The 25,028-nt window shown below is 45.5% G+C and carries 23 protein-coding genes and 3 pseudogenes; 23 read left to right on the forward strand and 3 right to left on the reverse strand.

Going from position 1 to position 25,028, the window contains the following annotated elements; genetic code table 11:
- The first annotated feature begins 227 nt into the window (after positions 1-227).
- From EDD59_RS16380 to EDD59_RS16410, 8 genes and pseudogenes are all read left to right on the forward strand, one after another.
- On the forward strand, positions 228-668 hold the full coding sequence (locus tag EDD59_RS16380) for a RidA family protein (protein WP_243117469.1): 441 nt from the start codon (positions 228-230) through the stop codon (positions 666-668).
- An 81-nt stretch (positions 669-749) separates the two neighbouring features.
- A complete protein-coding gene (mobP3, locus tag EDD59_RS16385; protein WP_132383863.1) occupies positions 750-3,326 on the forward strand; it encodes a MobP3 family relaxase in 2,577 nt (858 codons plus the stop codon).
- A gap of 14 nt (positions 3,327-3,340) precedes the next feature.
- Positions 3,341-4,744 carry a DUF3991 and toprim domain-containing protein gene (locus EDD59_RS18735; RefSeq protein WP_132383865.1) on the forward strand — a complete coding sequence of 468 codons (1,404 nt, stop codon included), beginning with the start codon at positions 3,341-3,343 and terminating at the stop codon, positions 4,742-4,744.
- 25 nt (positions 4,745-4,769) lie between these two features.
- Positions 4,770-5,738, forward strand: a pseudogene (locus tag EDD59_RS16395) (type IV secretory system conjugative DNA transfer family protein); the annotation flags it as partial.
- Positions 5,739-5,965: 227 nt separating this feature from the next.
- Complete coding sequence (locus EDD59_RS17910; RefSeq protein ID WP_165920981.1) at positions 5,966-6,127, forward strand: hypothetical protein; 162 nt, start codon at positions 5,966-5,968, stop codon at positions 6,125-6,127.
- Between the two features lie 337 nt (positions 6,128-6,464).
- On the forward strand, positions 6,465-8,312 hold the full coding sequence (gene ltrA / locus EDD59_RS16400; protein WP_408632288.1) for a group II intron reverse transcriptase/maturase: 1,848 nt from the start codon (positions 6,465-6,467) through the stop codon (positions 8,310-8,312).
- Positions 8,313-8,452: 140 nt separating this feature from the next.
- Positions 8,453-9,286: pseudogene (locus tag EDD59_RS16405) on the forward strand (type IV secretory system conjugative DNA transfer family protein); the annotation flags it as partial.
- A 13-nt stretch (positions 9,287-9,299) separates the two neighbouring features.
- Positions 9,300-9,554 carry a helix-turn-helix domain-containing protein gene (locus EDD59_RS16410; RefSeq protein ID WP_132383869.1) on the forward strand — a complete coding sequence of 85 codons (255 nt, stop codon included), beginning with the start codon at positions 9,300-9,302 and terminating at the stop codon, positions 9,552-9,554.
- 179 nt (positions 9,555-9,733) lie between these two features.
- On the opposite strand, the gene EDD59_RS16415 is transcribed toward EDD59_RS16410, so the two are convergent.
- Positions 9,734-10,057: a helix-turn-helix transcriptional regulator gene (locus EDD59_RS16415; RefSeq protein ID WP_132383871.1), complete on the reverse strand. Its 324-nt coding sequence runs from the start codon at positions 10,055-10,057 to the stop codon at positions 9,734-9,736.
- A 158-nt stretch (positions 10,058-10,215) separates the two neighbouring features.
- Here EDD59_RS16415 and EDD59_RS16420 point away from each other — a divergent pair, with 158 nt between their 5' ends.
- The 7 genes from EDD59_RS16420 (at position 10,216) to EDD59_RS16450 (ending at position 16,461) form a co-directional block, all read left to right on the forward strand.
- Positions 10,216-10,401, forward strand: coding sequence for a helix-turn-helix domain-containing protein (locus EDD59_RS16420; protein ID WP_132383873.1), 186 nt, complete (start codon positions 10,216-10,218; stop codon positions 10,399-10,401).
- A gap of 157 nt (positions 10,402-10,558) precedes the next feature.
- Positions 10,559-11,263, forward strand: coding sequence for a VanR-ABDEGLN family response regulator transcription factor (vanR, locus tag EDD59_RS16425; protein WP_132383893.1), 705 nt, complete (start codon positions 10,559-10,561; stop codon positions 11,261-11,263).
- Entirely contained in the window at positions 11,241-12,383 is a 1,143-nt protein-coding gene (locus tag EDD59_RS16430) for a sensor histidine kinase (RefSeq protein WP_132383895.1), read from the forward strand. Before vanR ends, EDD59_RS16430 begins: the two co-directional genes overlap by 23 nt.
- 122 nt (positions 12,384-12,505) lie before the next feature.
- Complete coding sequence (locus tag EDD59_RS16435; RefSeq protein WP_163065210.1) at positions 12,506-13,933, forward strand: VanZ family protein; 1,428 nt, start codon at positions 12,506-12,508, stop codon at positions 13,931-13,933.
- A gap of 214 nt (positions 13,934-14,147) precedes the next feature.
- A complete protein-coding gene (gene vanW, locus EDD59_RS16440) occupies positions 14,148-14,984 on the forward strand; it encodes a glycopeptide resistance accessory protein VanW (protein WP_132383877.1) in 837 nt (278 codons plus the stop codon).
- Positions 14,981-16,030 (forward strand): D-alanine--D-serine ligase VanG, encoded by a 1,050-nt coding sequence (gene vanG, locus EDD59_RS16445; protein ID WP_132383879.1) that lies wholly within the window; start codon positions 14,981-14,983, stop codon positions 16,028-16,030. The genes vanW and vanG overlap by 4 nt, the downstream gene beginning before the upstream one ends.
- Positions 16,027-16,461: a D-alanyl-D-alanine carboxypeptidase family protein gene (locus EDD59_RS16450; RefSeq protein ID WP_243117470.1), complete on the forward strand. Its 435-nt coding sequence runs from the start codon at positions 16,027-16,029 to the stop codon at positions 16,459-16,461. Before vanG ends, EDD59_RS16450 begins: the two co-directional genes overlap by 4 nt.
- A gap of 160 nt (positions 16,462-16,621) precedes the next feature.
- Here EDD59_RS16450 and EDD59_RS16455 read toward each other — a convergent pair whose 3' ends face one another.
- Positions 16,622-18,376, reverse strand: coding sequence for an IS1182 family transposase (locus EDD59_RS16455; protein ID WP_207670428.1), 1,755 nt, complete (start codon positions 18,374-18,376; stop codon positions 16,622-16,624).
- 143 nt (positions 18,377-18,519) lie between these two features.
- Here EDD59_RS16455 and EDD59_RS18625 point away from each other — a divergent pair.
- The 3 genes and pseudogenes from EDD59_RS18625 to EDD59_RS16470 all read left to right on the forward strand — a co-directional run.
- Positions 18,520-18,855 (forward strand): annotated as a pseudogene (locus tag EDD59_RS18625) (D-alanyl-D-alanine carboxypeptidase family protein); the annotation flags it as partial.
- On the forward strand, positions 18,842-20,974 hold the full coding sequence (gene vanT, locus EDD59_RS16465; RefSeq protein WP_132383883.1) for a serine racemase VanT catalytic subunit: 2,133 nt from the start codon (positions 18,842-18,844) through the stop codon (positions 20,972-20,974). The pseudogene EDD59_RS18625 and the gene vanT, both read left to right, overlap by 14 nt.
- 472 nt (positions 20,975-21,446) lie before the next feature.
- Entirely contained in the window at positions 21,447-21,860 is a 414-nt protein-coding gene (locus EDD59_RS16470; RefSeq protein ID WP_132383885.1) for a sigma-70 RNA polymerase sigma factor region 4 domain-containing protein, read from the forward strand.
- Positions 21,861-21,979: 119 nt separating this feature from the next.
- Here EDD59_RS16470 and EDD59_RS17915 read toward each other — a convergent pair whose 3' ends face one another.
- Positions 21,980-22,135, reverse strand: coding sequence for a hypothetical protein (locus tag EDD59_RS17915; RefSeq protein ID WP_163065212.1), 156 nt, complete (start codon positions 22,133-22,135; stop codon positions 21,980-21,982).
- A gap of 347 nt (positions 22,136-22,482) precedes the next feature.
- Between EDD59_RS17915 and EDD59_RS16475 the strand changes: the two genes are divergently transcribed.
- From EDD59_RS16475 to EDD59_RS16485, 5 genes are all read left to right on the forward strand, one after another.
- A complete protein-coding gene (locus EDD59_RS16475; protein WP_132383887.1) occupies positions 22,483-22,863 on the forward strand; it encodes a type II toxin-antitoxin system PemK/MazF family toxin in 381 nt (126 codons plus the stop codon).
- 15 nt (positions 22,864-22,878) lie between these two features.
- Positions 22,879-23,250 carry a recombinase family protein gene (locus EDD59_RS16480; protein WP_132383889.1) on the forward strand — a complete coding sequence of 124 codons (372 nt, stop codon included), beginning with the start codon at positions 22,879-22,881 and terminating at the stop codon, positions 23,248-23,250.
- Between the two features lie 11 nt (positions 23,251-23,261).
- Entirely contained in the window at positions 23,262-23,417 is a 156-nt protein-coding gene (locus tag EDD59_RS17920) for an SHOCT domain-containing protein (RefSeq protein WP_165920982.1), read from the forward strand.
- A gap of 91 nt (positions 23,418-23,508) precedes the next feature.
- Positions 23,509-23,673, forward strand: coding sequence for a hypothetical protein (locus EDD59_RS17925; protein ID WP_163065213.1), 165 nt, complete (start codon positions 23,509-23,511; stop codon positions 23,671-23,673).
- On the forward strand, positions 23,643-24,944 hold the full coding sequence (locus EDD59_RS16485; RefSeq protein ID WP_243117471.1) for a recombinase family protein: 1,302 nt from the start codon (positions 23,643-23,645) through the stop codon (positions 24,942-24,944). Before EDD59_RS17925 ends, EDD59_RS16485 begins: the two co-directional genes overlap by 31 nt.
- Positions 24,945-25,028 lie beyond the last annotated feature (84 nt).

Raw genomic sequence — 25,028 nt, forward strand, 5'->3', positions numbered from 1 at the left:
TTGTCAAGTGTTTTCGGCAAAAAAGGTGGGTGATTTTTAAAATAAAGGGATGGAAAGCCTTGAAAAATGAAGGCTGGAAATTCCGAGAACTTATATTACTAAAAAGGAGGTGCCGGAATGAGATTGGTTTTAGTAAATAGCAATATAAAAATTAACGAAAATTCCATCTCTGTTTTTGGAGAGTAAATTTCTAACAGTGGATAACTGTGTAGTATTGATGGTATATAGTGTTAGAAATTATTTATCCAACAGAGAAAGGATTTTACCAAATGAATAACAATGTAGTTACAAGATTATCTTCATCAGGAAAAATAAGCAAAGCAGTAGGAAATTATACTCATATAACTAAAATTAAGCCAAATTCAACATTTTATACATTTTCAGGTCAAATTGGAGCAGATTTGAGCGGAAATATTCCTGAAGAGTTTAATCAACAAGTAAAGAATACATTTATAAATATAGCAAATCTCCTGAACAGTGTAGATTTGAAGTCGGATAATGTTATAAAGGTAAATATATGGTCAACAGAAGAAATTGATTGGGATTATTTTGATAAGATATATGGTGATTTTTTCGGAGAAATCCCTCCTTCTATGACAATTGCTTATGTAAATGCTTTAGGTTTAGAAACAATAAAAATAGAAATAGAAATATGGGCGGCAGGATAATCAAGAAGTATATTTTTTCGAGCGATCATTTACCACATGGTCGCTCTTTTCTTTTGCCAATAACATAGAAAGGAGGCCGCCATGCCGAAAATCATATTCACCTCGCAATATATGCGGGATGCTCCACCCGCTCAGCTTGAAAACTATGTGAAGTACATTGGTACCCGTGAGGGTGTAGAAAAAATTGATGAGAGCAAGCTGCTGCTTCTGGCTACCGTAAAGCAACAGCAGCTCATCCATCAGCTCATCCGAGATATTCCCTCTACCAAGGAAATGCTGGAGTATGCTGATTACTGTGAGAACCCCACCATCGGCAATGCTACCGAATTTATCTCCCTTGCCTTGGAACAGAATCTCAACCTCATCGGTAAGCGCGAAAATTATGTGGAGTACATCGCTGGCCGTCCCCGTGTGGAGCGTATCGGTGAGCATGGTCTATTCACCGATGCCGGAGTGCCGGTGGTGCTGGCTCGGGTGCAGGAGGATGTGTGCAAACACAAAGGCGCTGTCTGGACTCATGTCATCAGTCTGCGCCGGGAAGATGCCGCAAGGCTTGGTTATGACAGTGGTAAGCAGTGGCAGGATTTACTCCGCAGCAAAAAAGCTATGCTCTGCAAACATATGAAAATCGACAGTGAGAATCTGCGATGGTATGCCGCTTTTCATAATGAAAGCCATCATCCCCATGTGCATCTCATGGTCTACTCCGCCAAAGACAATGATGGATTTCTCACCGAGCCTGCTATCGAAGCTATGCGCTCAGAGCTGGCGCACGATATTTTCCGTCAGGACTTCGCCCATATTTATGAGCATCAGAATGAAGCCCGCAATCAGCTTAAACAAAGTGCCGCTGAGGTGATGGCTGAACTGCTTTCACAGGTACAAGATCATGTTTGTGAAAACAAAGCCATCGAAGTGGATCTGCTGCTATTATCGAAACGGCTTCAAAACACAGGGGGCAAAAAGGTATATGGGTTCCTCAAGGCAGATGTGAAAGCTATCATTGACCGCATCGTGGATGAGCTTGCCAAGGAGGAACGCATCGATAAGCTGTACCGAACATGGAACGACTGGCAGAATGAAATTCTAAAGACCTATACCAATAAGCTGCCACCCCTCCCTCCGCTCTCTCAGCAGAAACAATTTAAAAGCATTAAAAACATGGTGATTGCCGAAGCGTTGCGCTTCAGAAGTCACCATGTTTCATTTGAGGATGAAGCTGCGCCGGAACCGGAGATGTCCGAGCCTGCGGATGTTTATCCGGATGATCGGCTGTTCATTCTTGAAGCAGAACTTGGAAATGCTCTGGCCATGCATGACCTCGGCAGGATGTTTGCGGACGGCTTGGAACGTGATATTGATTTACAGACAGCTCATGTTTGGTACGAAAAAGCCCTGACCGCTTTTTTATCCGCAAAGGAAGAAAGGCCAAAGCCCTATCTGGAATACCGCATTGGAAAAATGTACGCTGCCGGTCTCGGTACAGAGCAGGACTATGGGCAGGCCGCCTCATGGTTTCAGGAGGCAGTGGATAAGAACCACAAATACGCCCAATATTCTCTCGGCAGTCTGTACTATCGTGGTCCGGGTGTTTCACAGAATTATGCGGAGGCGCTCCGCCTCTATACTCTCTCTGCCAATCAAGGAAATCCCTATGCGGATTATGAGCTTGCCAAGATGTATCGTGACGGTGTCGGTACGCCGGTGGATGCCGCTTTATCCAAGCAGTATTTCAAAGCCGCCTTTTCCGGATTTTATCGCCTGGAAAAGGACAGCCATGATGACAAGCTACAATACCGCCTCGGTCAGATGCTTTACACCGGAATCGGTACGGATAAGGATGTGCAGGCGGCGATTTCCTACTTAGGAAAATCGGCACAGCTTGGAAATATAAATGCTCAATATCTGCTGGGCAAGGTATATCTGGAAAACGATATTGGCAATCCGGCACAGGCGGTGGCATGGATGATCAAGGCGGCAGATGCCGGAAACGCTGGGGCACAATATGCGCTTGGTAAGCTGTATCGGGATGGTACTCATATGGAGAAAGATATTCCAAAAGCGGTGGCCATGTTTACTGCTGCCGCAGAACAGAAAAACGAATATGCCGCCTATCAGCTCGGCAGGCTTTACCTCTCTGGTGAGGATATCAGTAAAAATGTTTCCGAAGCGGTCAAGTGGCTTACGCTCTCCTCCAATCTCGGCAATGCCTATGCCCAATATGCCTTGGCAAAGCTGTATCTTAGCGGTGATGGCGTTCGCAAGGATGTTGGCGAGGCAATCCGGCTGCTTACCTTATCCGCAGAGAAGAAAAATGAGTATGCAGCCTATCAGCTCGGCAAGCTCTATCTCCAAGGGGAAGATGTTCCCCGTGACAAGGAAAAGAGTCTCTACTGGCTGGGGCAGTCTGCGGCGCAGGGCAATATCTATGCGCAGTATCTGATTGACAACATCAACAGCTATCGCAATCCCTCGGTGTTGCTGGCCGCCACTCGGCTTATGCATCAACTGGAAAATCTGTTCCGTGAGGATTACCGTAGAACCGCCGGAGCTGCCGCTGATCACATCGACCGCAAGCGCAGACGGAAGCTGCAGGAGAAAAAGCAGGCGCAGGGTCACAAGCGTGACGATCATGTATCACAACAAATTCATTTATGATGGGAGGTTTTTTTGTGTCAGGCTATATCTATTTTACAGATGAACAAAAGGAGCGAGCCAATTCGGTAGATTTGGTGGACTTCCTCCAGCGGCAAGGCGAAAAACTCCTGCCCTCCGGCAGAGATAAACGACTGGCCAGAGATCACAGTATTACTGTCCGTGGAAACCGCTGGTACGATCACTCCGCTCAGGAGGGCAGCTATGCCATTGACCTTGTGAAACGGCTCTACAACCTATCTTTTCCGGAGGCGGTCAGCCTGCTGCTGGGCGGCGAACAGGGGGTGGAATACCGGCAACACAACAAAAGCAGCGAACCAGAGCAGCGAAAGCCCTTTGTGTTACCGCCTGCCCATACGGATATGCGCCGGGTATTTGCTTATCTGATCAAGCAGCGCTGTATCAGCCGTGAGGTGCTGTCCGAGTTTGCCAGAGAAAAGCTGCTGTTTGAGGATGCTGAATACCACAACGCTGTGTTTGTGGGCTTCGATGAAAAAGGCATGGCCCGTCATGCCCATAAGAAAAGCACGGTGACCGACAGCGGGTTCCGTATCAATGTGGAGGGCAGCAATCCAGCCTACAGCTTTCATTATATATCTAAAAGTCCCTATCCCCATAACCTGTTTGCGTTTGAAGCGCCCATTGATCTGCTATCCTACATTAGCCTACATCCGCAGAACTGGAAAAACGCCAGCTATGTAGCGTTAAACGGTGTGTCTGAACAACCGATCCTGAAGCTGCTGGGGATGTATCCGCAGCTCGATCATGTGGTGCTGTGCCTCGATCACGATGCGGCAGGCATTGAAGCTACCGAGCGCATCTATGATATTTTAATGGAACATGGGCAGTTTGCAGCAGGTCAGGCGCAATCCAAATATAAAGACTGGAATGAGGATTTGAAAGCACAGCACGGTTTCACACCAATTCCTGCCGAGGAACATCCGCAACTGTTACTTCGTGATGAGCTATGTGAAGAAATTAGTAAATTCACATGGGAGCATCAAAGTGCCGACTGCTCCGTTGATGTGTTTCGGAAAACACTGCAAAACTGCCGAGGCAATCCACAGCAGAGGAAAAATGCACTGGTGAAACTGGCTGGTCTCTCTGTGTTGGCTGCTACCAAGGAATACAAGCGCATCAGTCACTGCCGGGATTTGTCCACAGTGGAAAGCAGATTAAAATACAGCTTTAAAACCTATCAAAACCATGGCAGGCTGGAAAACAAACTAAGCGACATTGGAAACTCTCTGATGCCGCTTTTTTTATGCTCCCAAATAGAAACACAAAGCGAAAAACAAAGCTGTGCGGAGAGCTTCGAACAGCTGGCGTCCGAATGCTTAAAGGGCGCTGTCCTCGTGGAGCTTTCCATTCAGAAGGCGGCAGAAAAGAAACAAGAGCAGGGCGGCTTGTGCTTATCATGAGCCGCCTATCGGAAAGGAGTTCTCTATGCAAACAACACAAATTATAACCTTAATTGTAATTGGGCTGGGGATGTTTACTGTCATCGGCTTCATTTCCCTGCTGGCACATTACTATACCTTAAACGGTATCAAATCCAAGACCGTAGGTGACGGTCAGCACGGTACCGCTCGTTTCGCCACAGAAAGCGAAATCAAACGGACATACGCCCATGTACCCTATGAGCCGGAGAAATGGCGGCGTGGGCAAAATCTGCCCGCCCTGCAGGGGCTTGTGGTGGGCTGCAGACAAAAGGCAGGCTCTACCACCGCTCTAATTGATAACGGCGACATTCACTGCCTTATGATCGGCGCTGCCGGTGTAGGTAAAACTGCCAATTTTCTTTATCCCAATATCGAATATGCCTGTGCTTGTGGCATGAGTTTCCTCTGTACTGATACCAAAGGTGACCTGTTCAGAAATTACGCTGGCATCGCAAAAGATTACTATGGCTATAAAATATCGGTGCTGGATCTGCGTAACCCCACCCGCTCGGATGGCGATAACATCCTGCAGCTGGTCAACCGCTATATGGATGCCTACATGAAAAATCCGGAGAACCTCGCTTTAAAAGCCAAGGCCGAGAAGTATGCCAAGATTACCGCCAAGACCATTATCTCCAGCAGCGGCGAGGACTCGGCAAGCTACGGTCAAAATGCATTTTTCTACGATGCCGCCGAAGGTTTGCTGACATCCGTCATCCTGCTGATTGCGGAATACTGTCCTCCGGAGAAGCGGCACATCATATCGGTGTTTAAAATGATACAGGACTTGCTGGCTCCCTCGCCGGTGAAGAATAAAAGCCAGTTCCAGCTTCTGATGGATAAGCTGCCGTCTGACCATAAGGCAAAATGGTTTGCGGGAGCAGCACTAAATACCGCAGACCAAGCGATGGCTTCGGTACTGTCCACAGCTATGTCAAGGCTCAATGCGTTTCTGGATTCAGAGATGGAGCAAAGTGCGACACGTTCCTAACTGAAAAGGTTAGGCACAAGGTCGAATAAAAGGGAAATTGAAAGGAGTTTCGCAAACATGAACTTGTAGAACTGATAATCCGACAGGTGGAATGATGGGGTAACGCCCTGAAGCGCCGCCCTAATACTCCGATATGCATAGTCAACGCAATCACGGCTGTGTGTAAAGCTCGGAGAAGTCGGCAGAGAGCAGCCCAAACAGGTCAAGCTGTGGAAAGCTGTCCAGAGGTGGACGGTGCGGCCTATATGCCGGGGGTCTACAAAATACCTATGGTGAGAATGAGAAATCTGACGAACTTGCGAAGGTACGAGTCTAAACCATTAGTATGCAGAAATGCATATCTTCATTTGAAGGTGCGTGTGGTAAAGTAAGAATTTTGTTTATGAAATACCATGTGGAGTTACAGGCTTCACCCAGCGCACAGGCTTAAAGCAAGCACCTACGGGTATATGAAAAGATAGGATTATCGGAACGTGGAAAGCTGCAAACGCAGAGGTAATTGCATACCGTTGAGGCGTTGGAATCGAATAAATAAGGTTCCTTTATTGCAGTGAGAGTAGTGGCACGAGCGATGAAGTCTTTGTAATGAAGATGGAGCAACAGCCACAAGTCATTTTAGAGAATAACAGATAACAGGTATATTCTTCGTAGCTTCGAGTATGACTAAGGCAATTTTGCCTGAGAAAATCATGCTCCGAGAGGAGGATGATGCCTATGACGAAACAAAAGAAACTAAGAAATATTGAGTATTATGGCTTGCAGGAAACGCTTGATGATCTATATGAGAAAAGCAAAAACGGTGCGACATTTGACAAGCTCATGGATTTAATTCAGTCAAAGGAAAACATCATGCTTGCGTATCGGAATATCAAGCGCAACAGCGGCAGTGGTACTTCAGGCGCAGACGGCAGAAATATATCGGATATCGAAAAGTTGTCCGCTGAACAGTATGTCAAATGTGTACAAAACAAACTGGCATGGTACAAACCAAAACCTGTACGGCGTGTTGAAATCCCAAAACCAAACGGTAAGACACGCCCACTCGGAATCCCTACAATTTTTGACAGGCTGGTACAGCAGAGCATTTTACAAGTGTTAGAGCCTATCTGTGAAGCTAAATTTTATGACAGGAGCAACGGGTTCAGACCGAAAAGGTCTGCGGAAGATGCGATTGCCCAATGCTACCGCATGATACAACGGCAACATCTGCACTTTGTTGTGGACATAGATATTAAAGGCTTTTTCGACAATGTGAACCATGCAAAGCTGATACGGCAAATATGGGCGATGGGGATACGAGATAAGAAGTTACTATGCGTGATTAAAGCAATGCTGAAAGCACCGATAGAAATGCCAAACGGTGAAATGCAATGCCCCATAAAGGGAACGCCGCAGGGCGGAATATTATCACCGCTATTATCCAATATAGTGTTGAATGAATTGGATTGGTGGGTAGCCTCCCAATGGGAAACAATGCCGACACATACGTCTTATGAAACAATGTGTAGCGATAAACTCAACCGTGGGAATGTATATCGGGTACTCAAGAAAACTGGCTTAAAAGAAATGTTTATCGTCAGATATGCGGATGATTTCAAAATTTTTTGCCGTACTAAAAGCGATGCCGACAGGGTGTTTCTGGCGGTCAAACAATGGCTAAGGGATAGATTAAAGCTGGAAATCAGCGAAGAAAAGTCCAAAGTCGTTAATCTGAAAAAGCAATATTCAGAATTCCTTGGGTTTAAGCTCAAAGCGGTAAAAAAAGGCGATAAATATGTGGTGAAATCTCATATGAGCAACAAGGCGTTGCAAAGCGAAAAACAGAAACTTTCAGCTAAAATCAAAGGAATGCAACGGCCTAAAGATTTGCTTGATGAGAAACGGATGCTCAATCTCTACAATTCAATGGTATGGGGTATCCACAATTACTACAAGTTTGCCACGCACATCAGCATTGACTGTGCCAAAATTCAACGCAGTCTTAGCATAGTAATGAAAAACAGGTTGGGAACTCGTCTTGGGAAAACAGGGGTAACAAACAATGTGTACATTTTGAAAAACTATGGAGCAAGTAAACGGATGCGGTATCTTAATAAATATCCGCTATGCCCTATTGGTTATATTCAGACAAAAGCACCTCTGTACAAGAAAAAAGAGATATGCAAATACACGCAAGCAGGCAGAGCCGAAATCCATGAAAACTTAAAGTTTGACATTACGGTGTTGCTCCTGCTTATGCGGGAGCGGCACACGAATAAGAGCATTGAATTTATGGACAACAGGCTCTCCTTATGGGCGGCGCAGTATGGGAAATGCGCTGTAACTGGAAAAGTGTTGTGGATAGATGAAATCCACTGCCATCATAAAGTTCCAAGGGAAAACGATGGTACTGACAGGTACAGCAACCTAATTATTCTACACAAAGAGGTACACACTCTCATTCATGCGCTACAGCCCGAAACAATTCAAGCATATCTCGGCAGAATCAATCCTACCCAAACCATGCTAAAGAAAATCAATAAACTAAGGCTGATGGCTGGTAACTTTGCCATCTGAAAGTTTCTAAAGTTTCGAGAAATATCCTGTTTATCTACAACTCTAAAATGATGGAACGCCGTGTGCGGGGAAACTCGCATGCACGGTGTGGAGCGGGGGAAAATCCTACGATAACATCAAGGGATTACCTATCGCTATTCCTGTGCTTTGACAGCTCTCTTGATACGGAAACCTTCTGTAAAGAAAAGTGTGCCATCTTTATCGTACTGCCGGAGGAAGATAATACGAAATACTTTATGGTGTCGCTGTTCCTGCAGCAGCTCTACCGGGAAATGCTGACGGTGGCTGATGAATACGGTGGAAAACTACCTAACCGGATAATGATATTTGCAGATGAGATTGGAACTATCCCGAAAATCCAGTCGATGGAAATGATGTTCTCCGCAGGCCGCTCCCGCCGTATCAGTATGGTACCCATCATCCAGTCCTTTGCTCAACTTGAGAAAAACTACGGCAAAGAGGGTTCCGCCATCATCATCGACAATTGTCAGGACATTCTGTTCGGTGGCTTTGCCCCAAACTCCGAAAGCGCCGATATTCTATCCAGAGCGCTTGGCAACAAAACCGTCATGTCCGGCTCCATCAGCAGGGGGAAAAACGATCCAAGCCAGAGCCTGCAGATGATCCAGCGACCGCTTATGACACCAGATGAGCTGAAAACCCTGCCCAAAGGCAATTTTATTCTGGCCAAGACCGGCTGCTGTCCCATGCGCACCAAGCTGCCACTGTTTCTGAAATGGGGCATCCAGTTTGAGAAACCCTATGTGGTAGATGAACGTGCCGCCCGAAAGGTTCATTATGCTGACCGCTTTGAGCTGGAGCAGGAAATCCTCCAGCGAGGCTGTGCCTATGAGGAAGATGATTTTGCCGAGTTCCCGGAGCCACCCGGTGGCGACCGCAGCGGTGGATCTCTGCATACTCCAGTGCAGATTCATGAGCCGGAGCCTCCTGCCATGCCTCTGCGCACCGATTAGGGGGTGTTCGTGATTGAGCTATCTTTCCTCTCTCTACGCTGAAAATGTCCCTCACCGTGCTGTGGTGGTGTACCGCTATCTGAAAGATCGGGCGAACAAGGACGGAACCTGTTACCCTGCAATCGGTACCATCGCCAAAGATTTGAAGCTCTCCCGCCGCACGGTGCAGAGAGCCATCGCTGACCTTGAAAAGACCGGCTATCTTCAAAAGGAACAGCGCTGGCGGGAAAACGGCGGTAAGAGTAGTTTACTGTTTACGGTGAAATGAAAAAACACATACCCTGCCGCCAAGGGAGTAGTGCGACCTGTTGGCGGCATATGGTATGTGTCATCATGACCTATGCAGTGAACCTTTCACTCTAAGGATTTCTTTAAACACAGAGAAAGAACCGTATTGGGGGGTAGAGATAAGGAAATCCACCTCCGAAGAAAGAAGATGGATTTTGCTTATCTGGCATCCAATAACGCCTTGACGGTTGCAGCGGCTATTTTGATTTCCTTTTCGCTGCACAGCTGGATCATATGCATGAGCTGTTCTTTTTCTCTGTCCGTATGTTGAATTTCAGGATAAAAGATCGTATCGGTTGATATTTTTAAGATGCGGATTATCTTAAACAGCACCGGCATACTTGGGTGCTTGTTTTCATTTTCAATGGCCATTATGTATCGTGTCGTGACTCCAGCCTGTTCAGCAAGAGCATCCTGTGTCATGTCTGCTCTATGCCGTGCATCTTTAACGATCTGGCCAAATAAGTTCAGTAGTTCCTCCACTGTCAGTTCACCTCCCAACTTATTGTACAGTATGGACATAGGATTGAGAACGAACCAACAATGACTATCATCACGAACATATTTGTATAAAACGAATTGTTGATTTCATTCGCTTTTGCGTATATACTGTAATCAACATACATGATGGAGGAATACAAATGCTTGATTATATATCCGTGCAGCAGGCTGCTGATAAATGGGGAATCTCCAAGCGGAGAATACAAAAGCTCTGTGAAGAAAACAGAATTGACGGAGCGGTTCGCTTCGGTTATGCATGGGCGATTCCAAAGGATGCACCAAAGCCTGCAGATGGCAGACTGAAAGAGAACAGGAAAAAGGATTGATACGATGAAACGATTCTTGTGGTGAAAGATAAAGATATCCAAGCAAACCGCATTCTTATGAAAATCTTAATAATTTCTCATGCGAGAAATCACAAATCTGGCCGATGGATTTAGTAAAATAGTAAAATATAGTTTTTTTCTGGAAGGAGTTGAAATCATGAGTGATAAAGTTCTCGTCGTTGATGACGAACATGAAATAGCAGATTTGATAGAAGTGTATCTGCAAAATGAAAATTACGAGGTATTAAAGTTTTATTCTGCAAAGGAAGCTCTTGCCTGCATTGAAACGACGGAAGTTGACCTTGCAATTTTAGATATTATGTTGCCGGATATTAGCGGTTTTACGCTTTGCCAGAAAATACGGGAACGGCAGCATACCTATCCCATCATTATGCTGACTGCTAAAGATGAAGAAATCGATAAAATCACCGGCCTTACATTGGGTGCCGACGATTATATCACAAAGCCCTTTCGCCCGCTTGAAGTTGTAGCACGAGTAAAAGCACAATTACGGCGGTATAAAAAGTATAATACCAGGCATGGTGAAGATGTGGAAAAAGATATCATCTTTCATTCCGGTCTTGTAATGAATATTAAAACACATGAGTGTTTTCTAAACGAAGAGCCGATCACACTGACACCTACGGAATTCTCAATTTTGCGTATTCTTTTAGAAAGCAAAGGTAATGTTGTAAGTGCAGAGGATTTATTCCATAAAATTTGGAGGGATGAATATTACAGCAAAAGTAACAATACGATCACGGTCCACATTCGTCATCTTCGGGAAAAAATGAATGACACTGTCGAAAATCCAAAATATATTAAAACAATATGGGGGGTTGGCTATAAAATTGAAATCTAAAAATAATAATGAATTTGATTATACCCGTTTGCAAATTAAAATTTTGTTTGCGCTGATTGGAGTATTGGCAGCTTTTCTTTTGGCGATTGCTCTGATGTATTTTTTTCATTGGAGCAGCATCGGCGGAAGATGGATTACTCAGATAGCAGCAGATTTCCTTCAAGTGGGTTTTTTTGTAGCACAAAACATATACCAGCCATTTTTCATCTTGCTGATACTGCTTATCTGTGTAGGATTATTTTTTATTATCCGTGCATTCTTACGCTATGTGACCAAGCCACTGTGTGATGTTGAGCAAAGTCTAGGGATGATTCTCATCGATAATTCGGAGGAAATCCGCTTATCGGAAGAACTCACTGCCATCACCCAAAGGCTAAACGCCATGAAGCAAACCTTGGAACGTCGGAAGCTAGAAGCACAATCGGCGGAACAGCGTAAAAACGAACTTGTGATGTATCTTGCCCACGACATCCGCACTCCGCTTACTTCTGTAATAGGATATTTAAACTTGCTGGAAGAAGTGGAAAATATGCCGCCGGAGCAGAAAAAAAAATACACGCATATCGCACTTGATAAAGCATACAGGCTGGAAAAAATGATTAATGAGTTTTTTGAAATAACACGGTACAATCTACAACAAATTAAAATAGAAAAAGCAGATATAGACCTCTACTATATGCTGGTACAATTAACCGATGAACTGCTGCCCGTTTTGTCAAGCCACGGGAATACTGCCGTTTTACATGCGGATGAAGAACTAAAGCTTTATGGAGATGCTGAAAAGTTGGGACGGGTTTTTACCAATGTTCTGAAAAATGCCGCTGCTTATAGCTACCCTAATACAGTAATTCAAATCACAGCCCAAAAAAGTGGCAGCAATACCGTAACAATTACATTTCAAAACAAAGGAGATACCATACCTCCTGAAAAATGCAATGCTATTTTTGAAAAATTTTATCGTCTTGACGAAGCCCGAACAAGTGATACCGGGGGTGCGGGATTGGGACTTGCAATTGCTAAAGAAATTATTATTTTGCATGGTGGTTCAATTACCGTAGAAAGCCGTGAACATATAACTTCTTTTATTATTACACTTCCGTTAAATCACACCGCATCTTAGTATTTTCTTAGGAATTAATCAAGAAAGTATTAAATTTGATCCGGCACAGATGTTTTATACTGTAATTAATGCATTACAAAGACTTTTGCATTGAACTACAATATATAAACGGAGGATGTCGCATGGACATTATTACAATTTCTCAAGTATTGCTCCGATGGTGTGTGTTTGCACTCATCGGAGGCCTTTTATTGGCACTTACCATTTTTGTCAGCTACATGATCTATAAAAAGGCGTTTCATGGCCAAAGGAGTATGTCGAAAACACAGGTGATTGTCCTGTTTCTTTTATGCTGCTGGTTGTTGCTGGTACTGGCACTGACCACCTTAAGCCGTGGTGCAAACTTCACCGGAAGCTTTAATATCGACTTTTTCAGTGCCTATGTGAACGCATGGAATAAGTGGTCAATCAGCGAATTGCAGCTTATTATCTTCAATATGCTGATGTTTACACCGTTTGGATTTTTATTACCGCTTTTCTGGAAGAAGGCAGAAAAGTTCAAGGTAACTTTTTTCGTGTCCATTGGGCTGACTATCTGTATTGAAATCGTACAATTATTGACGGGGACGGGGATATTCGAACTTGATGATTTATTCCACAATTGCATTGGAAGCTTATTTGGATATTTTTGTATTATGGCAGTGCTTTCCATTATTAGAGAAAAGCGCATTCGTTTTGCTCCCATTGGCAAAGTGCTTATATTTCCATGTGTCATTGGAATGATCATTGGGACCGTGTCGTTTGTTTATGAGCAGCAGCCTTACGGAAATATGCCGATTCGGCCTGCATCAAAGCAGGATATGTCAAAGGTTCAAATTAACACTGATCTTTCCCTGTCAGATCAACCGGCGACGGCCTCCATATACAAAAATAAATATACAGAAGATCAAGACTATATAGAACAAGTAATCTCCCCGCTTGCCAAATTGGAAGATGTTATCTTTTCTGGTATTCAGCGACGTGAAGGCGAAAACCGTGTTTACACTGGCAAAAGTCCCAATAGTGAAGACGTTCAACTCAACTTCTTTTTTAGGACAGGACAATGGAGCTACACAACATGGCGTGATACCGCTACATTGACAGACGAAGCAGCGAAGAACTATGCGGATTTTTATGAAAACTGGCTGAAAGAAAATGGACTACTTCCCGATTCCGCTGTTTTCAGCTTACAAAACAACGATACGCTTCGATGGGACACACCGGAAAAGAACGACCTGCCAATTGCCAAAACCGCATTCACATCCGGCTCTATCTTCATGCAGTTTGATAGCAATTTGGAACTTACCTCCATGCATTACGGAATCAGCTGGAATGAATATGTAGCAACAGAAGAAATTATTTCTCCCAAAGCAGCCTTTAAAGAGGTTGAAGATGGAAACTTTGAACAATATGTCCCCTTCCAGCAGGGAGATACCCTGTGGGCAAAAGAATGCAAGCTCGCTTATGTTTACGATACAAAAGGATTTTATCAGCCGGTTTATCAATTTACTGGATATATCAACAATAAGGATAATTCATGGAATTGTCAGATCCCTGTTTTGGCAAAATAGCACTTCATGTTCTTGAATTTTCCAAGACGGATAGGAAGGCGCATATTGGGCTGTTATCTGGTTTGTATGCATCTTCATTAGGAAAACATCAATCTGACATTAGGATTTTCTTAGGAATTAAACAACTCAATATTAAAATACGGCCTGTCCGCTTTTGATAGCATAATCTTATCAAAGCAGACAGGCTTTTGTTATGTAGGAAGGAGATTTTAACATGCCGAGAAAACGAATCACACAGATTTTCCCATGGTTGCTGCCGCTGAGGATCTGGCAGCGCCGATTTTGCTTCTATACGAGGATGCGTTTGGACGGAAACCGATATGCTGTGGGCAAGTCCGAAACCACGCTGCCATATCAGCTTTTTGAAACAAGCTGTCCTCTATATAACCGGGAAACCGGCTTTGACATGGTGTATCAGGGAAATAAGGTTTTTAACCTGAAACTGGCCGCAGCCACTCTTGATAAAGTGATTATCGGGCCAAATGAAACCTTCTCATTCTGGAAGTTGGTCCGATATGCGGACAGGGATATTCCCTATAAAGATGGTCTGACCGTAGTTGATGGGAAGCTCACAACGACCTCTGGCGGCGGGTTGTGTCAGATGAGCAATCTGCTCTTTTGGATGTTTATTCATACACCGCTTACTGTTGTGGAGAGGCATGGACATGGCATAAAGGATTTCCCGGAGCCGCCCAGCGATGCACCTATGGGTGTTGATGCGACCGTATCAGAGGGCTGGCTCGATCTGAAGGTAAAAAACGAAACAGAAATGTCCTTTCAGATCAGCATTACGTTTGATGAAGATCACATTATCGGACGACTACTGACCGATCAGGATAACGGGCAACTTTATGAGGTTATAAATGGTGAGACATTGTATTATTGCAAGAACAACAAGGTTTATGAAGAAGTGGATGTGAAGCAAAAAACGATTCTGACAGCAACCGGGGCCTATGCCTCTGAAAAACTTCTCTATCGAAATAAATGCGAAATCGGCTATCCGCTTCCCGAAGGGACGGATATTGTTGAGAAAGGAGCAAAAGCAAAATGAACAGATTAAATATTGCGATCTTATTCGGGGGATGTTCTCCTGAGTATAGTGTGTCGCTCCAATCGGCCTACTCTGTAATTACACATATAGATACTGACAAATTTATGCCCGTACTGATTGGGATTTCATCAAAGGGAGACTGGTATCGGTTTGAAGGGGATAATGAAAAAATTGCATCTGACACATGGTGCAATCCCTCGGACTGCTTGCCGGCGGTAATTTCACCGGATCGTAAAGCGCATACCCTGTTGGTATTTCACCCTGACAAAGTTGTAAAACTCCCGATTGACGCCGCGTTTCCTGTTCTCCATGGAAAAAATGGCGAGGACGGTACAGTTCAGGGCTTATTCGAAATGGCGGGAATCCCGATTGTCGGCTGTAGCACACTGGCATCGACGCTTTGTATGGATAAAGACCGTGCGCACAAGCTGGCACATATCGCCGGTGTGCAGGTTCCCACTTCCTTCGTTTTGAAAAAGAATATGGATGCCGGAATCGCCCTGGCACAGGCTGAGAGTCTCGGATATCCCCTGTTTGTAAAGCCGATCAGGGCCGGTTCCTCCTATGGCATTACTAAAGTGATTGATCGGCACTATCTTCCTGCCGCCATCAAGTTGGCTTTTGAATATGATGATGAAGTCATCGTAGAGGAAAGCATAACTGGATTTGAAGTTGGCTGCGCCGTGATGGGCAATAATGAGCTGACAGTTGGAGAGGTCGATGAAATCGAATTATCGGACGGATTTTTTGATTTAACGGAAAAGTACACCCTGAAAACCTCGGCCATTCATGTCCCGGCACGAATCTCAAAAGAAAAAGCGGAGGAAATCAAACAGACCGCAAAGACGATTTATCAGGCCCTGGGCTGCCGTGGCTTTGCGCGGGTGGACATGTTCCTGAACGCTGACGGCAAGATCATTTTTAATGAAGTCAATACGATTCCCGGCTTCACCTCTCACAGCCGGTATCCCAACATGATGAAAGCCATCGGCATTTCTCTTGAGCAGATTATTTCTCGCGTGATTGGATTGGCGGTCGGCGTATGAAAATGCTTGTGATACCGAAAAAGTCTATCAATGCGGGTAACCTGATTTTGGTCAATGCTCAGTATCCCTACTGTTCGGGAAATGCGGAAAGTTCTCTTGTCCCAGCCCATTCAAAGAGCAGTGTCTTGCTGGAACGCAGAGCCGCCGTTTTGCTTTCCAAGCTCATGAGCAGTATCGAGGGCTGGGAGCAGATCAGCGCGGTGAGCGGCTGGCGCTCCAGAGCGGAACAGCAGGACATTTATAACCAGTCTCTGCGAGACAACGGGGCTGCTTTTACAGAGCAGTTTGTGGCGAATCCGGATCACAGCGAACATCAGACCGGACTTGCCATCGACCTGGGCCTCCGCAAACCGGAGATTGACTTCATCAGGCCAGATTTTCCCTATTCAGGCATCTGTCAGACGTTTCGGGAAAAAGGGGCTGTCGGTTAATACCGATTTTTAAGGCTCTTACACCAAAACAAGCATATCCTACAGAGTTCCATGCTTTTCAGCAAAGGACGCTCTGGTAGATATGCTTGCTTTTTCTTTAGCCGGCCTATTTTGGGGCGCAAAATCCCCTTTTTCCATAACCCTGGACGCACACTGTTCTCTAAGCTGTTTTCTGCCCGGCTTTTCCTGTGAATTTCTCGATTTCATGGTGAAGGAACCGATGATATTTATTTATATTTCGACCCATTGCATACAGCATGAATTCTTTATACACTTTTTCTGAACTGCGGTAATTGAATCGCCGGAAGTTTTCGTTTTCCTTGATGTCCCCAAAGTGACCTTCGGTCTGGATGGAGCGGATCTGACGCTTCAGGATTCCTTTCTCACTCTGTATATTGGCATTGGATGCTTCTTTCAGGGCTTCCCACTGCTCATTAATCTTCATCACTTTATTCCGGTCGCTATTCTTTTCCGCATCATATTTATACAGACAACGGGCTTTGTGTTCACATCCGCTGCAGTCTGTACATCCATAGACTTCCCAGGTCTGGGTATATCCGTCCTGCTCCTTGCTTTCTGTCCGGATATAGCGAAGCTCCCTTCCGTCATGACAGAGGTAGTAATGCTCATCTTCAAAAACCCGGGTTGTCATGTTGTAATACTTACTGATATCTTCTTTATAGGCACAGGTTTTCCGTTTTTCATGATCCTGGAGCTTGATATAACTGGCAATCCCGTTCTGTTTCAGATACAGGAGATTTTTCTCGCTGCAGTATCCGCTGTCTGCTGTCACTTCTTCCAATGTTTCACCAAAAGCTTTCCGATGCTTTTCCAGAACCGGAATCAGAGTGTTATAATCCGTCCGGTCGTTGCTCACATAGCCGTGAATGATGAAGTAGTTTTCCACTGCGATCTGGACGTTGTATGCTGGTTTTAACTGCCCGTTAAGCATGTGGTCTTCCTTCATCCGCATAAAGGTCGCTTCCAGATCTGTTTTGGAATAACTGTTGCGGTCTTTTCCCATGATTTCAAAACACTCTTTATATCCCATCAAACGATTCCCGCATTCTTCCAGTTCCTCATACAGTTTCTGTATTTCGCTCTTCTGTTTTCCCTTACTATGGACGAATGAAATTCCCTCACCCTCTGCAATCCGCACCAGATTCTTCTGGAGTTTCAAAATCTCAAGAGGAGAGCAGTTATCAATTTCGATGACCGTATTGTTTGAGAGTTTCTTATGTTTTGTCAGCTTCCGTTTCCGGTTTTCGTCAATTACACGTCTGACTTTTTCCATGCCTTCAATGAGAAACATCTGCGCATCCCCAAGATCATATTTGGGACCATATCCGTTTTCGTGCAGAAGTGTATTGTACTTTGCATAAAGGGTATCTATCGTATCCAGCAGACCGGCAAGATGGTAGTTGATACTCCCCCGCCAGACAAAGGTATAGCGGTTTGCATTCGCTTCTATTTTTGTACCATCTATAAAAAGCTCTTTGAGCGTGATAAGGCCTTCTCTTTTTAACCGGCGGAGGAACTGATAATTCAGTTCGTCCAAAACTTCCCCGGTGAGTTTTTTACTCTTAAAATCATAAAACGCATCCCGCTTCGGCTTCTGGCCTTTGGTCAGCCAGATAAAAGCTAGGTCTCTTTCGCATAATTCAACAATACGGTCAACAGCACGAACTCCCCGCATATTTGCATAAGTAACAACAGCATACAGCATGATTGGATTATACCCGGTTCTTCCCTTATCTGAACAACAGGCAAGTAAGCCTGAAAAATCTAATTCCTCCATCACTTTTTTCAGGGAATAGACTGGATCGTCATCGGGTAAATGCAATTCGAAGAAACTGAAGTTAATTTTTTGTTGCCCTTTTTCAAAAAATTCGTTATAATAATCTTGTTTTTGCATAGTTACATTATAACATGTAACGGAAAAAAGATGGTTGTCGTTAGCCATCTTTTCTTCTTTTTTAGGATAAAGTTAAGAGGGAGGGTGTGACCGGCATCGGTCACACCCTCCTTCTTTGGGATTATCTATTTCCCGACAACCCCTTCATTGAACGCTATCCAAATGGGAAAGAGGCTATCACAGGAATTGCGCACGAACCATGGCATTTCCGCTACGTTGGAGCGCCTCATGCTGCAATTATGACAGAGCTTGGGCTGACACTGGAAGAATATCATGCTTTTCTAAAGCAGTATCCCAACGGAGAGAAACGCTTTTTGTATCGGACGGGGAATCAAAATATTGAGGTTGCCTATGTAAAGACCGCGGCTGGAGCGGACGCCGAATTTGAAATTGAGGACGACATTCCATACTCGGTATCCGGCAATAACGCAGACGGGTTTGTTCTGACCAAGTGGAGGAATTGCAATGACAAAGGATAAGCAATACGGAGGATTGGATACGTTCAAGCTCATTGCTGCCTTACTGGTCATTTGCATCCATACCTCGCCTCTGATTACATTCAGTGTAAATGCAGATTTTTTCCTGACCAGAATCGTCGCCCGGATTGCCGTGCCATTTTTCCTGATGGTATCTGGCTTTTTCGTCCTGCCCGGCTACCTGTTTGAAAGGAGCCGTGACACCCATCCGCTCATACAGTTTTTCAAAAAAGCCGCGTTTCTGTACGCTGTGGCAATCATCATTTATCTGCCGGTCAATCTTTACGCAGGCCTGTTCAAGGGGCTTGACGTAGCGGACGTTATTCGCATGGCCCTGTTTGATGGCACGTTCTACCATCTGTGGTATCTGCCAGCGGTCATCCTGGGCGCTCTGATTGTATTCCTTTTGAGTCGCAGGCTGCCGTTCCATGCGGTTATGGTTGTCAGCCTGTTTCTGTATGGCATTGGCTTGATGGGAGACAGCTATTTTGGTGCGATCTCCGGTGTGCCGGTTCTGTCCACGGCCTATGACGCTATGTTTCATGTATTTTCCTATACCCGTAACGGACTCTTTTACGCGCCTGTCTTTTTGACGATGGGCGCATGGCTTGGTCATTCCACACGGACTTGCAGCATGAAAATGAGCGCGGTTGGGTTTGCGTTTTCCATGATGCTGATGACCGTCGAAGGATTTGCCCTTCATCATCTTGGCTGGCAACGCCACGATAGCATGTACCTTGCTCTGCTGCCGTGCATGTATTTTCTCTATCAGCTTGTAATGAAGTGGGATCGCAAACCGGGACCATTTTTACGGTCTATTTCCACCTGGATTTACCTCATTCATCCTCTTTTTATTGTGGTTGTACGGGGAGCGGCAAAAGTAACTGGCCTTGAGGATATGCTGGTACAAAATAGTCTGATCCATTATCTTGCAGTATCAGTGTTGTCTGTTCTGTTTGCTGTGTTGATAGCTAAGTTGCCCATTTTTAGAAAGAAAAAAGTATTCCAGAAAGGGCGGGCATGGATAGAGCTTGACCGTGCTGCGCTGCACCATAATGTGGACGCCCTTCGCGCTTTGCTTCCTAATGGCTGTGAGTTGATGCCCGCCATCAAGACAAATGCCTACGGGCATGGTGCGGTCTTGATTTCACGGGAGCTGAATTGTATGGGCGTAAATGCCTTCTGCGTCGCAACTGTTCAGGAAGGGGCCGAGTTGCGTAAAAATAGCGTCAACGGAACGATTTTAGTTTTGGGCTATACCCACCCGAGGGATTTTTCACTTCTGCGCCGCTATAACCTGACGCAGACCGTGCTTGATCTTTCTTATGCGAAGGTACTCGACCGATATGGTAAAAAGATTTCGGTGCATGTCAAAATTGATACGGGAATGAGCCGTTTGGGAGAGCGCAGCGAAAAGATAGAAGAAATCATCAGAATTTTTCAGTGTAAGAACTTGAAAATCGAAGGTGTTTTTACCCATCTCTGTGTGGCTGATGAAACTTCCCATGAAAGTATAAAGTTTACTCATACCCAGGCAAAAGCCTTTTACGACGTCATTGCCGAGCTTCATCAGCACGGATTCACATGCCCTAAAAAGCACATCGTCAGCAGTGACGGCCTTTTGTACTATCCAGAACTAGCTGAAAACTATGCAAGGGTTGGGATCGCACTCTATGGAATACTCAGCACCCGCGCCGATACGGAACGCTGCGGCATTTCCCTGGAGCCGGTTTTGTCCATAAAGGCGCGAATCGCCTTAGTCAAAGATTTATTTGCAGGTGAAGCAGCCGGTTACGGACTGCAATTTGTCGCTTCGCAGGATAATAGAATAGCGGTTGTGGCAATGGGATATGGTGACGGCATCCCGCGTTCCCTGTCGTGTGGGGTGGGAAGTGTTTTGATTCAGGGCATCAAAGCCCCTATTGCTGGACGGATATGTATGGATCAAATGCTGGTGGATATCTCCAACATTCCGAACGTCAAGTCTGGAGATGTTGCTGTGATTATTGGGCAGTCTGGAAATGAGAGAATAACCGCCTGTGATCTTGCGGAGCAGGATGGGACAATCTCTAATGAAATCCTTAGCCGTCTGGGTGAACGGTTGGAAAGGCTGTTAATTTAAGATTTTGAAAGGTCTATTTTAGCAAGTTTATATCTATATCAGAATCAAAGATAGAGAAATACCCGCCAAATAAAAAAAACGGCGCTTTGGCGGGTCATTTTTCATGCCTAAATATTCTAAAGCAACTCAAGTAACCCTCCAAACCCGTGAAGTTTGGAGGGATTTCTTATGTGTTGGTCTCTACAGACTACACCGCTGCGCATCTGCTGCAGCGATATTAGGCTATTTGCATAATCAGTGATTACATAGGTGATTCGTCAAAAAAAGACTATGTTCCTCAGCGGATAGCTATGCCCACCAACACGAACCACCAGAGCAGGTAGAACGTGAAATAGTATATAAGAGCGTACTTATGGACGGTCATGTCCACAGGTGCGCTCTTTTTTTGCTGCACAGAATCATACCTCGATGCCGGTCACCGCCTCTTGTCCTTCGTTTTCAATCACATTTTGAAAATTAGGAGGACAAGCATATGTCAGAGAACAAAAAATATACCATCGTAGTAAAACGGCAGCGTGTCGAGGTCAGTGAGGCCGTCTACCGTGCCTACCATAAAGAGCGGGAAGCGGAACGCTACCAAAACAAGCTGATCCATCAAAATGAGCTTTCGCTAGAGCGGTTCCGAGAGGACGGTGTCAACATTGATTACCTCATTGTCCGTGTTCAACCAGATATCGTGGACAAGCTTATTCGTCAGGAACAGCTGGAGGCGTTATGGATCGCTCTTCAATTCTTACCGGAGGATGAACGTTTCCTCATTGATGAACTATTTTTCAATGATAAAAGCGAGCGCAAGTTGGCCACGGAGCTTGGAATGGCCACCATGACACTCCATGACCGCAAGCATCGTATACTCAAGAAGCTGAAAAAACTCCTTGAGAATTAAAAATTAATCCGTACACCCCCCTCACTTTTTCCTTTATAGAAGTGAGGGGGATTTTTCTATCTCTCGTGTTCCTTGAAAAATACCGAAACTATTCGGTCATATCCAGCAGCTTAAATACGTTAGCTGTTCAGCTCCGATGAGGGGAAAGCGGCTTCGGAGGACACGCCAAGACCATCTGCGGATAGGTCAGAGCTATTCGTAAACACGATAGCATCAAAGATGTCGAGCGAAAAATGTCCGTCCATAAAGCAATCTGTGGTAGATTGCCCCGCCATGATCTGAACAGCCTACAATGATACTTCCGCATAGCCACAGACATCGCAATGGGTGCGGTCACCGGAGAACCCGGTGAGGGTGAGAGTCCCATGACAGCCACTAACCAAGGCTGGTTTAAGCTGACTGCCCAAAGGACGAAATAGTCCTTATGCCGCAGACAATCTGCCTGTGGTGTTCTGCTTCGGGGAGTAGTGTCGAATAGAAGCAGCAGAAAACGAAGAACAAGAGTTTTGTTATATTAGAAACTATGAGGACAGCCACCCTGCCGAATACATCAGATCAAACTTGGTGGCTGTCCTTATCCTTGTGATATAACAACTAATTTCACGCAAAGGAGGAATGCAAAATGCGTATCTACAAAGGCGATATGTTCTACGCCGATTTAACCCCTGTGGTTGGCTGTGAGCAGGGCGGCATCAGGCCGGTACTGATTATCCAAAATGATATTGGAAACCGCTACAGTCCCACCGTTATCGTGGCCGCTATTACCAGTCGCACCGAAAAGAACCTGCTGCCCACTCATATCCAGTTGTGCAGCCAGCAGTATGGGCTACGGCAGAATTCCCTTGTGCTTTTGGAGCAGGTGCGAACCATTGACCGTTCCCGCCTGCGTGAGTACATAGGCCATTTAAGCGAACCAAAGATGCAGCAGGTCAATGAAGCCTTAGCCGTGAGCTTCGGTCTGGATGCCCTGTTGCCGGAACCGCAAATGAGCCTGAGTTTGTAAAAGGAGGTGCTTTATATGGACAAGAAATCCGCTTGGATTTATTGCCGCATCGATGCGCCGGAAGATATCCACGGAGTTTTAAAAGGACAATACGAGAGGTTGGAAACCTATGCAGCACAGATGGGGTTTGCCGTTGTCGGCTCCTCACAGGACTTGGGCAGCGGTCTGCATTTTGACCACCCCGGCCTGCAGACTGTTCTGGAAGCAGCAAAAGCCGGGAGCTTTCATATCCTGCTGGTGGATTCGGTAAGCCGGATCGGGCGGGATATGGCAAAGACCATGAACTTTATTCAAACAATCAGCAACTGTGGAATCAGCATTTATTCCCCGATGGAGGGCGAAATCAAGCTGTCTGATTTGGCAATGCTGCTGTTTCAATTGCGATAGGAGGAAACGCTATGACAAAAACAGAGCCGGTAAACGAAGTCCGTTATTTAATGGCACACAACTTTCTCACCTATCTTCTGGAGCAGGGCAAAATTAGCCTTAAGGAATTTCAGATTGCAGATGGGTTTGCGGTCGAGAAGTACAAGCCGAGGCTCCGGATTATTTAGTGGATTTTGTGATAGCTTTCTCTGCATCTCTGTGGTAGTGTATGTGCTAATACCCAAGGGGTATTGAACTTACACGAAAGGAGAATCCACGATGCAAAAAGAAAAAACAATCAGGGTTGCTGTTTACTGCCGTGTAGCAACAGAGGCACAGTTAACAGCTGAAAGCTCAGAAAAAGAGCAGACCAAACGGTTGCAGCAAGCTCTGAAAGAACAGGAGGTGCCGCCATGCCGCAGGTACAGGTTATTGAACCGGTAAATGCCATTTACCGCTATGCACCGCCCAAGCTGCGTGTCTGCGCCTACGCCAGAGTCAGCAGCGATTCGGCAGACCAGCTGAATTCCTTTTCCGTACAAATGGAGCATTACACTTCTCTGATTTCCGGAAATGATGAATGGGTGCTGGTGGACATATACGCCGATGAGGGTATCACCGGAACCCGGTCGGATAAGCGGGAGGAATTCCAGAGGATGCTTTCCGACTGCAGGAAAGGCAAAATCGACCGCATCCTTGTAAAGTCCGTTTCCCGGTTTGCAAGGAACATCCACGACTGCCTCTCCACCGTCCGGGAGCTGAAAGCCCTTGGCATCGAGGTGGAATTCGAAGAAGATGGCCTCAAGACAGCGGATATGCATGATGAGATGATAATCGGAGCCTTCAGCTCCATCGCTCAGGAGGAATCCACCTCCATCTCCAACAATATGCGCTGGAGCTACGCCCGTAGGATGCAAAACGGCAACTTCACTTGCTGCTGTGCTCCCTATGGATACGACCTTGTAAATAACACGCTGGTTCCCAATCTCAAGGAAGCGCCGGTGGTGCACCGGATATTCGGAAGCTATCTCTCCGGCAAGAGCATGGATCAGATTGCGGCCGAGCTGAACGCTGATGGCATCCCCTGCAAGAACGGCGAGGTTAACTGGCTCTATACCGCCGTCAGCTATATCCTCAAAAGTGAGCGCTACATCGGTGATGCCCTGCTGCAGAAATCATACACCACCGACACCATGCCCTTTCAAACCAAGCGCAACAAGGGCGAGCGTGACCGCTATTATGTCACTGGTTCCCATGAGCCGCTCATCAGCCGGTCGGAGTTTCAGCAGGCACAGCAATTAATGAAAGCCCGTAACTCCCTCTGCCAAAGCAAGGGGAATTGTAAACAGTATGTATTTTCTCAAAAAATCAAATGTGGGAAATGCGGCACAAACTTCTCCCGCCGGTTAACCAACGGAAAAACCTATTGGGTCTGCCATAAGCACTTCCGCAGCAAGGAGCTGTGCGAAATCCGCCAAATCCGGGAGGATGCCATCATGCAGGCCTTCCTCCGGATGTACAACAAGCTAAAACAGAACAGCCGAAATATTCTCTCCACCACTTTAACAGAACTGATGGATCTCAAATCCAAAATCACCATGAGCGACGTAAAAGTCGGAAGCATCAACAAAGAAATAGCGGAACTCACCAAGCAGAGTCTGGTACTGAATCGTCTCAGGACGAAAGGTTACATGGACTCTGCTATTTTTATATAATAGGAAATTCCTATATTTTGAACAGAACAGGAAAAAAGCCCGCTGAAAAAAGCGGGCGCAGAAAACAGACCATAAAGGATCAGA

Origin of the sequence: Muricomes intestini (assembly GCF_004346165.1) — a bacterium.
Classification (GTDB): domain Bacteria; phylum Bacillota; class Clostridia; order Lachnospirales; family Lachnospiraceae; genus Muricomes; species Muricomes intestini.